The organism is Bacteroidales bacterium, assembly GCA_031275285.1.
GTDB lineage: Bacteria > Bacteroidota > Bacteroidia > Bacteroidales > UBA4181 > JAIRLS01.
Map to the genome: position 1 here is coordinate 43,611 of JAISOY010000204.1, position 12,439 is coordinate 56,049.

The following is a 12,439-nucleotide window of genomic DNA, read 5'->3' on the forward strand; positions in this document are numbered from 1 at the left end:
TTTTATTTAGCCAGTTTTGCATTCACTGTGATGGTTTCCCCTTTCTTCATTTTATAGGTTTTCTGCATATCGCCGGTACGGAGATTCAATTCTCCGCCCAGTTCGGAATAAATCTTCGCTTCGGTCAGCTTACCTTTTTCCCAGACCATGTCGATAACAAATCCTCCTCTGGCTTTCAGGCCTTTTACGGAACCTGTTTTTGCCATCGCCGATGGCAGGGACGGTAACAGATGAATATCGAAGCTACCGTTTTTCTTTTTCAGGTGGCTTTGAACGATCATTTCGGCAATAGCCGCGGTGGCTCCGAAGTTACCGTCGATCTGGAAAGGCGGATGAGCATCAAAAAGGTTGGGATAAGTTTTGTTGGCCAACAGAACGGACAATAACTTAAATGCATGGTCGCCATCATGCAAACGGTTCCACATATTGATCTTCCACGCCAGGCCCCAACCGGTTCCATCGTCTCCGCGTGCGGTCAGCGTTTTGCGGGCTGCTTCGGCCAGTTCGGGCGTTCCTACTACGGTAATCTGGTTGCCGGGATGCAGGCCGAACAGATGCGATGTGTGCCGGTGGTGCGGGTCTACTTCCTTGTAATCTTCGGCCCATTCGAGAATGCGTCCCGTGGTTTCGCTTATCCTGATAGCGGGAATCCGTTTCAGTGTTGCTTCGCATTCTTTCCTGAAATCGGCGTCTATCTTCAATATATTGGCGGCATCAATACAATTTGTCAACAGGTTGTGAATGATTTCCAGATCCATAGTGGCTCCGTAGGTGAAAACGGAATGTCCGCCACCGGGAAGTACAAATGCATTTTCGGGTGAATAGGACGGATTGGTCACCAATTTACCTGCATAAGCTGTTCCGGCAGGAGCTTCCACCAGGAAATCCATAATGAAACGTGCAGCACCTTTCATTACAGGCCATGCGCGTTTGGCAAGAAAATCCTTATCGCCTGTATAACAGTAATGATCCCACGGATGCTGTACCAGCCATGCTGCTCCTACAGGCCATATTCCTTGCGGACCGTCGGCAGGAGCGGTAAATCCCCATGCGTCGGTCAGGTGGTGTACCACCCATCCGCGTGCCCCGTAAATTGTTTCCGCGCTTTTTTCGCCCGGTTTTATCAGCATATCCGTTAAATCAAAAAGCGGGGTGTGCATTTCCGATAGGTTGGTCAGGTCGGAAGGCCAGTAATTCATCTGAAAGTTGATGTTGGTATGGAAATCTGCGTTCCAGGGTGCATTCATCTGCCACACCCAGAGGCCTTGCAAGTTTGCGGGCATTCCGCCGGGACGGGAAGAACCGATCAGCAGATAACGGCCAAACTGGAAATAATTCGACACCAGGCCCAGGTCGGGTTGCCCCGTTTTGCGCGCCAGATCCAGGCGTTCGTTTGTGGGCAACGATTCAATGTCGGGCGAAAGCCTGCCCAGATCCATATCCACACGGTTGAAGTATTGCTGATGGTCGGCAATATGCCCGGATTTGATTTGGTTGAATGATTTTCCCACAACTTTTGCCAGGGTTTCGGCACATTTCTTTTTGGGGTCTTCCGAGAAGGTGGTGATGCCTTTTGCCAGATTTTCCATACCCGGATAGTTGGTTGCTCCGGTGATGTACAGCGTGAGGGTGGTTGCATTTTTCACCTTCAGTAATTGTTCGTGACCCGTATTTTCGACGACTTCGGTGGTTCCGCCATCGGCTACTGCTTTCACCTGGGCGGCAAAACTTACACCGCGCGGCTGGTCATTCTTATCTTTTACATTTATCCGGCCGCTCAACAGCAAACCGTCATTGCCTATTTTTTCACATTTCGCATCCTGTGCTCTTTTCAAAGCCAGTGAAAGGTTGATCTTGTTCGCTTTGTCGGCTGTGATGCGGACAATGATTGCATTATCGGGAGCCGAAGCAAAATATTCGCGGGTATAATTTACGCCGTCCGAAGTATATTTTACGGTGGAAACGGCGGTAGACAGATCAAGCGTCCTCACGTAATCATAAGCGGTAAGTTCGGGCGTGTCAAACCATAACTCGCCTAATGACTGGTATGATCTTACTCTTTTTGGATTGCCCATCATCGTTGATTCGGCCAGTTTAACGGCTTCGTTATTTTTGTCTTCGAACAACAGCCGCTGTACTTCGGGCAACGCCTTACGTCCTTCGGGATTGTTGGGATCCAGGGGATAACCGTCCCATAAGGTGTTTTCGTTGAGCTGGATACGTTCGTCGGCCACGCCTCCGAAAACCATTGCGCCTAAATGTCCGTTACCCAGTGGGAGCGCTTCTTCCCATACCTTGGCGGATTCGCGGTACCAGAGAACATTTTTTGTGTTTTCCGGTTTTGCTCCTTTTCCGAAAAATTCGGCGCGGTCTGTCCATTTGGCGTCAATCGGTATTTTCCGTTCGCTTGCGCCTAATCCCGTTGTCTGAACTACTTTTTGAATGGTTCCGTCGGGGTTGAAATACAGTTTGTCAAAACAGATGGAACGCAGGTTGCCCCGTCCCGAAAGGTCGCAATTGTGGTAAAACTGATACCACTGTCCGTTGTACTCGACAACAGAGCCGTGGCTTGTGTCGGAAGTAACCTTATCCAGATAAACACCCTGGGATTTCCAGGGACCTAACGGATTGTCACTCATGGCATACCGCATCTGATTATGTCCCCGCGCATTATCGGCATAAGCAAGGTAATACACCCCATTTCGCTTAAATACCCATGCCGCTTCGTGGAAATCTTCCAGCCCTTCCATAAATTTTAACGGTTCGGCAAGTTCCGTCATATTGTCTTTTAGTTTGGCTCCGGCGCATCTGCTACCACCTCCGTAATAGAAGTAGGCCTGCCCGTCGTCATCTGTAAATACGCAAGGGTCGATCATAGCGAAATTATCATTACCCAATTCCAGATAACCCTGTACGGTAAAGTCTGCGGCAGGTTTCTTGCTTGTCGCTATGCCCACTTTCCATGTTTTGTTCCACTCCGTTCCGCTGGGATGAGGAAAATAGAAATAATAAGTGCCGTTTTTATAGGCACAGTCGGGCGCCCACATAAAGCCGCCTTCGGGTCTGCCCCAGGGAACCTGACTGGCAGAGAGTATTTCGCCGTGATCTGTCCAATTCACCATATCGTCGGTGGAATAGACGTGATATTTGTCCATCAGGTCGCATCCGCGCGGAGGATCAATATCATGCGACGGGTAAACATAAAGGCGTCCGTCTTCCCAGACATGGGCCGAGGGGTCGGCTGTAAAAATATCCCTTACAAAGGGATTGTTCTGCGCATGAAGTTGAAAAAAAGCGATTCCCGTAAAAAGAATCAGTGATAACAGATAACGTATTTTCATTGTTTAGTGGTTTTTATAGTTTATTTTTTAATATTGACTTTTGTTGCTTTCTCAATAAAATCAACAATAATCTGCGGATTGGGAAAGCTGTGCGGATGATGCTTGAATCCTTCTTTTACAATGACGGTAATATCTCCTCCTTTTTTCCTGATCTTTTTTTCAAAAGGAAAGGTATTTTGTGAATTGACGGCCGCTTCGTCCAGCCCGGCGCAAATGATAAGTATCGGGTATTTACCCTTCACAATGGCATTGATCTTATCTATAGGACTTTCCTTGAATTTCTTTATCTTTTTCCGGTCGATATGGTAATTCTTTTCTATTCCTTTCGTGATTTCATTTTCGGGTTTTTCCTTACCATCAGGACCGAAATACATGGCTTTCATATCCAAAAGCGGATTGTCCACGTAAACTGCCGCTACTTTATCCGGATTGGCGGCTGCCCAGTTGAATGCGTAAACGCCGCCACGGCTCATTCCTTCCAATACCACTTTTTGACTCAACCCTCCTTCGTGCAGTAGTTTATAGAAATCGTTCCATTCTTTAATGTTCTGCTTATTTCCCAGACGTTCCGCCTGATCGCAATACACCAGGTGATAACCTCTTTCCAACAGGGCGATGTCGGTTTGTGGTTCATGCGCCCAGAAACGCATCCGCCATATCCACGGATGATCTTTTCGAGCTTTTTGGGGCTTTACCACTTTACACTCACGTCCTTCGCGGGAAAATACCGCACACCGGTAACCGCGGAAATTGCTTACCTTATATTCTATTCCCTGCTTGTCCAACGCTTCGAAAATATCAAAAGAATCGTCCGCAGGGAGAGTAACCTGAAGGGCGAGCCGCCGGGCAATAATAGCAGAACCTTCTTCCTCAGGATGGATTTTATCGGGTATCAACTCCGGTTTATCAATTAATAAAGGATGCATATCCAACACTTCCACGTTTTCCTCGTAAGCTGCTTTTGCCAGACGCGGCGCCACGTCGTTGACACTTACCGGATCATATATACCATCTTTGTCGGTTACAAAAAAAGCGGTGGGGAGCAATACAATTACCCGGGGACGGGACGGTAATTCTTTAAAAGAACGGATCATATCCCGGCAATCCTGTTCCAGATCGTTGTAATATGGACGATTAACGGCTTTGGCATCGTTTCCGCCCAGGTCTATGAAAACAATATCGGGATTACTGTTTAAAGCTTTTTTATAAGCATCGGTATTCCAGTATGGCAGATTCCCTTTCCTAAGCATGGTTGATCCGCCTATTCCGTAATTGGATACCTGATAACCGGCTCCCAGCAATGATTGTAATTGTCCGGGATAAGAATTTTTCACAGGATCTTTGATACGGGCGCCTTGGGTAATGCTGGCTCCTACGCAGGTGACCCGGATGATATTTTCCTGCGCAAAATTGTTTTGGAAACACCATCCGGACAATAATGTTATCAGGATAAAAAATGCTTTAATGCTTGTTGTTCTATAAGTTGTATTCATTTGAAGTTGATTGACATTAAAAATGTAATGTTCCAGATATTTGCCAGATTAAAGGTATTTCTTCTAACAAAGAAACGAATACCCGCTTAACAAAATGATTAATAGAAGTGTTAATCACGACAATTTAGCAATTTTTAAGAATAATTATCATTTTTTCTTTTAGCCTTAGTACATGACGAAAATTCATTATACCGGTTTACATCCTTTAACTTCGTTGAACTTACCCTTGCGTTGAGCGGTAATTACCTGTTTACACCCGACCAACGCTACATTCACTTCCAGCTTTTCTATTTAAGGTCAGAACGCTGGTTAAAATTACAATGTGAAAATATTTTTTTTGCTGTGGAAATAAATTTTCACACGTGATTTTCCGGAACGCCTGCCGTATGCTTTTTATTGGCAAGGCCGGCGAATATCCGTTTTTATTTAAATACTCCCATCATACGGTAATAATTTTCCAATTGCCTGATCATGATTTTTTCCCCGGCGCCTATTTCTATCAGGTTCGGACCGTGGTCGGCGCCAAAACCGCCATAAGCCGCCGAACGGATATCGGGAAGGTATATCGGCCATTTACCTCCGTTCCACGTATATCCGAACAGGAAAGGTATTTTTCCGTAAGGTTCGAACTCTCTTTTCCAGTCGATCTGGAATTTAATAAATGGCTCACCGGGAACTGTTGCGATCACAAACCGGTCATTAATGGATATTACCGAGAAGTGAACATTATAATGAAGGTTCTTATCATAACGCCCCGTAAAAAATAAAGAATCAGCCTTTACTTTTATATCCGGTACATCATGCGGATTCGGGTATAATTCCTTTGCTAACTTCACAGCCTCAATGGAGAGAAGTTTTCCCATACGGTCGATCAAATCATAATTGGAAGGGCGGGGATCATCAGGCGCTTTCCTGCCTCCATCTTTGAACAGCGGCGCCTGATTGCCCCCACCTCCCTGAACAAACAAACAATTAACCGTATTATTAAAAGCTTCTTCGGTATACCTGGTCGCATAACCTACATAATCAGCCGAAATTTCAAAGTTATTCCATGCCACATCGGGGTGGCATGCATAATTCATGATCAGCGCTTTAGGATTTCCGTTCATATCGTCTAACCGGATCACTCCTATCGCGGGATCAACTGGTCCGTGGGGAATACGCTCGGGATTGACTGCCCGGTAATGATCGTCGCCCAGCCATGATTCCCTTGCACGCCCGTCTTCACGAAGAATTAACCGGTTAAAGCTCAATTGGGGAAAATAACGATGACCGCCTGATATTTTCGTTTCAAACATCTTTTTTGAGGCTTTTTCCATTACGGAAACAATCTGTTTTTCGAGCTGCTCTTTCGGCGCGACTTCTGCTGAATGGGTATGTTGTGGAGAAAAATACACTTCTTTTAGGTTGAACTGCTTTTTCAATGATTCGGCTAAAGGGACATTGGTGTATCCGCCCAAATCCAATCCTATAAATGCGATCCGTACCCCACCGGATTCCAGTATCAGGCTCCTCGCATATAGGGAATCATGAACAGGATATTTCGGCTGAAGCGGTGTAATATTAATTTTTGCTGTTCCTGCCATCAGTCTTTCGGCAGCAAAAGCCGGACTGGACATATAAGCAATGCAACTCAAAAAAATAAGACTTGATAAAAACCGATTGATTTTCATATGTATATAAATTGTTTTTAATGGACATATGGGCCCCTCATGCCTGATATTCATCAACTTTGGCGAGCTATTATTGCTCATGAGGGGTTCATGTGATTAAAAGTTAAGGGTGAAAATATTTTTTATCCGATTATCGGATATTATGCCCATTTAGTGAAATTCAACAATAAAGTATTAAGGCTACATATACCAGCAAGTCCGTAAGACTTGAATATCAATAGAAAGATGCGAACATGAAAACCGTATCTCTTTTAAGGAGATACATTCATAAATCTCCTAATGGGGAGTATTCTTTCTCACACCATTTTCTATTGATATAAATCGCCTGACGGCGAAACTTTGGTAATTTATTTTTGAAAATCCCTTATCAGCTGGCCGTTTCGCCACGCCGAAGCTAAAAGCAGGAACTTTCTGAACGCAACGAAGTCCGGAGACTTCGCCGAGCTCAATTTCCCATTTTTTAAACATTTTATTAGGCAATCATATTTTTAATTATTCTTTGAATAACTCATTCTGACCCGTCTTCCGGAAGTTCCACCGGGATTGTAATATTATAATTTACCTATGCAGATGGAACATGCACGGCCATTGGGTTTTCCATCTATTTCAGACAGTACGCTATGATGGTAAAAAGCAAAGAATATCAATCCGTCCCTAAAACAATATCAGAACCAAAAATACGACCTGTTCCGGCTTTGCTTTTCCTAAGCCCTGAAACATAATAATTATTGGTGAGTTCTGTTGAAACACCCGTTTCGTGCAATTTTGCATATACGTTGTCCCCTGCCGCCTCGCCTGTCATTCGTTGCGCAAAAAATGTCGTATAAACATGCACTTTCCCGCCCCTGTTATCTATACCGGGAGCGCCGCTACGCGTATAGTTTCCCTGCTGGATACGCACGGTGCCATTATTGATGATGGCTCCAATAACAGGACTTCCCCAGAATGCACTGTTGTACAGTATCAATTGGGCGTCAGGATGAACTTTATCCGTTTTCACTTTATCGCCCATGAGAATATACGAGCGGACAGGCTGTGATGTAATTTGTGTATTCACCAACTCAGAATTGATGGCAACTATTTTGGTATTCTTGTCAGCGTCTTCTACAAATAGAGAAAACGTACATCCGTCCGAACCGTGGCCTATCACCGTCATTTCACCCGGATTTTTGCCGGTTATCGCATCTTTTAGGAAATGAATACCATATATCGAACCGTAAACGAAATTGTTGAAAATCGTTTGGTTTTTAACATCTGCGAATTTGAGCGCGCTACAATTTGATTGTACAAAACGTGTCATGGATGCTCTGGGATATCCCTGGCCGCCTTGCGGTAGCCTTGAACCGTAATGCGGATTGAACTGCATGTTCCGGATAAATCCGCCTTCAGCGCCGCCGCCGACCCAAATTCCTGCTCTTACGAGTACGCCGGCAAAGTAATCGACATAGTGACCGCCCGTATTGTATGAGGCAAGGTCTATTCCTTTATCACCCAATGCTACGGTCGTGTTCACCACATAAACGTTTTTACCTTGCCCCTGGATCAGAAACGGAGTTATTCTGGGATCACTGACACTGGCGCCGTCAGTTGTTAAATTGGTTTGCACAATGGTTATTCCCCTGATACCCGCACCTGCATCAAGCTGTATGAGCGAAGGCCCTTTTTCTCCCGCAGCGCCGCCGGTATAAGTTGTAAATATAGCTGTCCCGCCATTTTTTGTATGGTGCTGTACGTCCCATGTCCCTCTCAATTCAACTCCCGAAGGGACTTTTACAGGACTGTTCACCAAATACCTTCCGGCAGGTAGATACAGCGTGCCGCCGCCGGCAGTCTTAACGGCGTTAAGTGCCGCCTGCAAATCAGCCGATATATCCTTTGCCGGGCTATCATTGTTAAAGCCTGTAACTCTCGGCAGGTCGGCTTTTATCACTTTGTTTGACACCGGCCTCGGGTGTTTGCTAATATCTGTTTTTATATTTTTAGGAATCGGCTCAAATGCGTATTCATTGCCACTATTCATCTCGATTTTGGCGGACCTGCTATTATTTTTGACTTCCAATTTGCGGTTATAACCGGAGTTTACCGATTTGAGCGTTTTCATATCTATACCAAGGATCACATGATTGGCCGGTTGTTTAAAATCGCATTGCGTGAGCAATACGTTACCTTTGTTTATTCTAAGCGCGTATTCACGGTATTTGTCAAATGTACAACTTTCAAAGGACACCACTCCGTCACTGCCGTCGCTGACTACAGGCCCGGTGAAATCCACGCCGTTAAATTGTACGGAGGTTCTGAAATCGTTATAGAAATATACGGCGTTCCCCTCTTTATCTGTCCCGAATGTAGAATTGGATATCAGCAATCCATAGGGGTTAACGTCCTGAACATAAAGACCGTTTCCGCAGTTTTTTATATGAATTTCGTATAACTGCGCGTTCGGAGTATCAGCATAACCGGGTTCCCTGCCGATCCACATACCCGTCTTATAACCGGTAACATACAAATAAGACACATATTCCCAATCAGAGCGGTGCATATTGAATCCGGTGCCGTTCGCTCTCGTATATTCCGTAACCTTTGCAAGCGAAGGTGAACCCGGTAGTCCTGAGTTTGCCCAGTATTTCGGGTCTATTTTGACATTCTCAATACGTCCGATGTCGGTACACACATGAACTTCGATTCCGGTATTGAGAGCGGTCATGTAGCTATTCAACACATAATGCAACTCGCTCGGCGCGGAATAGAAACCGTTGTAAGCGTTTACAAAGGTTACGTTTTCAACAGTCGCACAATCGCCGCTTGTTTGAAATAATGTCCACGGATATGGCTTAATGTCGTTGATATCCTGTTCTGGGTACCATACGGACAGGTTCGTCACGCCGGTTCCTTCCCTCATTTCTATGAACCTGTCGGCGATGCTGGTATAAGTAGTACGGAGTGCATTACCGGCCTGTGAGTCGTTCCACCAGCTTTCAACAGATGCGTTATAACCGGGTGCATTTTTCCCCACGCGCACCTCAAGAATGGTTCCGAGAACTTTCCCATTGTTTAATTCAGGGTCTGCCCAGTCTCCGCGGAGCTGTACGCCCGGCGGGAGCCGCAGGACATATTGGTAATTAAACTCTTTCTGAGATTGTTCGCTTCCCTTGCGTACTCTAACATTTCTCGTACCGGTTTGTGCACTACGGAACTCATAATTACCTGCCGGAATATACACTACGCCGCCGCCATTGCTGTGTGCAGCATCAATAGCCGCCTGAAAAGCTACCCTGTTGTCAAAATCCGGCTGTGCTTTTGCACCGAAGTCGGTCACTACAAAGTCAGATATTACCCAATCTTTTGTAGGATAAATGGTTTTTATACTTTGTTGGGGCGACTGTTGTGCATGAACGATGCCCGCGAAAAATACGGCAATAATGACCATCATTTTGCCTTTCGGTATGATCCCGTTTTTGAACCTGGTTCTTTTCATTACGCCTGTTTTATCTGGTTGCATCTGCTACTCCCCTGAAGTAACCTATTGATTCGGACAAACCGGCAAGAGGGTCTTTCATATCCTTTTCGAATTCAAGGCTACAGGCGCCGGTGTATTTCACTTTCCGCAACGTGCGGACAAATGCGGGTATATCAATGATGCCGCGGCCCATTTCACAGGTTCCGCCTTTTTTACTTGCGGCGGTAACATCCTTAATGTGGATATCGAATACCCTTTTATGATACAATTTTAAATCCTTGACCGGATCGAATCCTGCACGGGCGTCATGGCCTATGTCCAAACAGATTCCGATACGCGGATCAAGGTCTTTTACATGCTCCATCACATCTTTTGCATGTGGATATAATTCTATATCCGGTCCATGAATATGAATTGCATAATTGAAATCGTATTCTTTGACCTTTTTATCGATGTAAGGCAATATTTCATGTTTGGGAACTCCTACGATCACTTTTACTCCCACTCTTTTGGCATAGGCAAAACCCTTGTCCACATCTCCTTCGTTGTTCATATAAATGGGACCGACCCCATAGCCCGTCACTCCTTTGCTTTTCAGTTTGACATGAAAATCTGCAATTTGCTCGTCAGTACTATTGAAAGGAAGATGAAAATCTTTAATACACAAATAATGTACATCCATCCGTTTCATCATATCAAGCGCTTCGTCTATTTTGAAATGGACAAAACTAAATCCTGCAATGGATAATTTGAACGCATCTTCTTTCGAGGAGGAAGATTCCGCCGTTTTAGCCATATCCCCTGCAAACAAAGCCGGGGTTGTTCCGGCAGCCAGTAATCCTGCTCCCGCCTTTCTCAAAAAATCTCTTCGCGTATTCATTTTATTAAGTAATATAAAACAATTAATGTTACACTTTCTGAACGTAATTAACTTGATCAATGCGATTTAAGAAAATAATAAATAGCACTGGGTGCTTATTATTTACCCTGTTTACATTTTGTAATACTGTTCCCATCCCTTCCGTGGCGGAGGCCCTGCCAGCAGATCGTTGGCCAATTTGCTATTGGTGATTTTCTTTTTCTTCCTGTCGAATTCTAATTTTATATTCAACTTTTGCGCAAGAACACCTAAGGAAAATACCTGGCTCAAGGGGCCCGATATTTCGAAGGGTGACCGCGTTTTTTCCTCTCCCTTACAGGCTAACAGGAAGTTCTTGTAATGATTGGACGGGCTTTTGGGTACTTCCGGAAGTTTCGACTTCATTTCTTTGGCTACGTCTTCTGGAATGATCGAAAGGGTGCTTCCGTGCGATCCGCCTTTGAAGGTCAGTGTTTTGCTGTAGATGATCTTACCCGGATTGAGTTCGGCTTTCAGCGAACCGGTACTTGGCGGCGGAATGTTGGGATCCAGCCCGGACACGCCGTATCCTGCGGGGATGGGTGGTAAGTTCTTCACTCCGTCATACCATGTTATTTCGCAAGGCGGCATTTTTCCCCTTTTCGGAAATTTAAATAAAATAGTAGAAGCCATCGGAAAAAAGAAAGGATTATGGCCTTCAAGTTTTATGGGATTTATTTCGTAAGGTAATCCCAGATCGAGAAACTGATGTGCCGTATCCATGATATGTGCCCCCCAATCGCCCAAAGCTCCCAATCCGTAATCAAACCAGCAACGCCATTGTCCGTTGATATAATCGTGATTGTAATCATGATACTGTGCCATGCTGATCCATTTATCCCAATCGAGCGTTGAAGGAACCGGTTCCCCTTTCGGAAAGCCTTTCATATTAACATCCCATCCGTGCCAGCGGCGGCCCCCATTCATGTGGGCGGTAATGGCAGTTACATCTTTAATAATGCCCGCTTCCACCCATGCTTTAAATTGAAAATAATTGGCATCCGAATGTCCCTGGTTGCCCATTTGTGTCGCTACTTTTTTATATTTTTTAGCGGCTTTGATCAGGAGTTCATTTTCATAGAATGTACGGGCCAAAGGTTTTTCGGAATATATGTGTTTGCCGAGGTGCATGGCGGTAATGGCAATGGGGAAATGCGCATGATCCGGAACGCCGGCTGTAACAGCGTCGATCTCGTTCCCCATTTTATCGAACATTTCCCTGAAATCCTGAAAACGCCGCGCATTGGGAAATTCTTCTAATATTTTGACCGTATGGGGCGCTCCCATATCTACATCGCATAAGGCAACAATGTTACATAACCCTGTCCTGTACAGGTCCCGGATGATTTCGGCTCCTCTGTTTCCTATACCACAACAGGCAAGATTCACACGCTCGTTAGGTGATGCCAGTTTTATCGTTGTTTCTTTCCCTAATGCTGGTATAAACGGTAGGACCGAAAGCACCGCCGCTTGCTTAAGGAATGTTCTCCGGGAGTTGTTTTCTTTTGCTGTCATTTTTTGTTCTATTTTTATTTTTAAGCACTCAGTGCTATTTATTGTTTTCTTAAGTCACATTG

6 protein-coding genes are annotated in these 12,439 nt (G+C 45.1%); all 6 read right to left on the reverse strand.

The window, feature by feature from the left end; genetic code table 11:
* Positions 1 to 2: 2 nt before the first annotated feature.
* Positions 3 to 3,341, reverse strand: a complete 3,339-nt coding sequence (locus LBQ60_20215; GenBank protein MDR2040251.1) for a glycoside hydrolase N-terminal domain-containing protein — start codon at positions 3,339 to 3,341, stop codon at positions 3 to 5.
* A 20-nt stretch (positions 3,342 to 3,361) separates the two neighbouring features.
* Positions 3,362 to 4,834 (reverse strand): GDSL-type esterase/lipase family protein, encoded by a 1,473-nt coding sequence (locus LBQ60_20220; protein MDR2040252.1) that lies wholly within the window; start codon positions 4,832 to 4,834, stop codon positions 3,362 to 3,364.
* A gap of 422 nt (positions 4,835 to 5,256) precedes the next feature.
* A complete protein-coding gene (locus LBQ60_20225; protein ID MDR2040253.1) occupies positions 5,257 to 6,471 on the reverse strand; it encodes a hypothetical protein in 1,215 nt (404 codons plus the stop codon).
* 679 nt (positions 6,472 to 7,150) lie between these two features.
* The gene (locus tag LBQ60_20230; GenBank protein ID MDR2040254.1) at positions 7,151 to 9,982 is read right to left on the reverse strand and encodes a poly(beta-D-mannuronate) C5 epimerase; all 2,832 of its coding nucleotides are present in this window, start codon (positions 9,980 to 9,982) and stop codon (positions 7,151 to 7,153) included.
* A gap of 10 nt (positions 9,983 to 9,992) precedes the next feature.
* Positions 9,993 to 10,844: a sugar phosphate isomerase/epimerase gene (locus LBQ60_20235; protein MDR2040255.1), complete on the reverse strand. Its 852-nt coding sequence runs from the start codon at positions 10,842 to 10,844 to the stop codon at positions 9,993 to 9,995.
* A 111-nt stretch (positions 10,845 to 10,955) separates the two neighbouring features.
* Positions 10,956 to 12,377 (reverse strand): Gfo/Idh/MocA family oxidoreductase, encoded by a 1,422-nt coding sequence (locus LBQ60_20240; protein MDR2040256.1) that lies wholly within the window; start codon positions 12,375 to 12,377, stop codon positions 10,956 to 10,958.
* Positions 12,378 to 12,439 lie beyond the last annotated feature (62 nt).

Excerpts from the sequence above, each read along its gene's own strand:
- LBQ60_20220 (MDR2040252.1), bottom strand. The coding sequence starts at position 4,834 with ATGAATACAACTTATAGAACAACAAGCATTAAAGCATTTTTTATCCTG.
- LBQ60_20240 (MDR2040256.1), bottom strand. The coding sequence starts at position 12,377 with ATGACAGCAAAAGAAAACAACTCCCGGAGAACATTCCTTAAGCAAGCG.
- LBQ60_20230 (MDR2040254.1), bottom strand. The coding sequence starts at position 9,982 with ATGAAAAGAACCAGGTTCAAAAACGGGATCATACCGAAAGGCAAAATG.
- LBQ60_20235 (MDR2040255.1), bottom strand. The coding sequence starts at position 10,844 with ATGAATACGCGAAGAGATTTTTTGAGAAAGGCGGGAGCAGGATTACTG.
- LBQ60_20215 (MDR2040251.1), bottom strand. The coding sequence starts at position 3,341 with ATGAAAATACGTTATCTGTTATCACTGATTCTTTTTACGGGAATCGCT.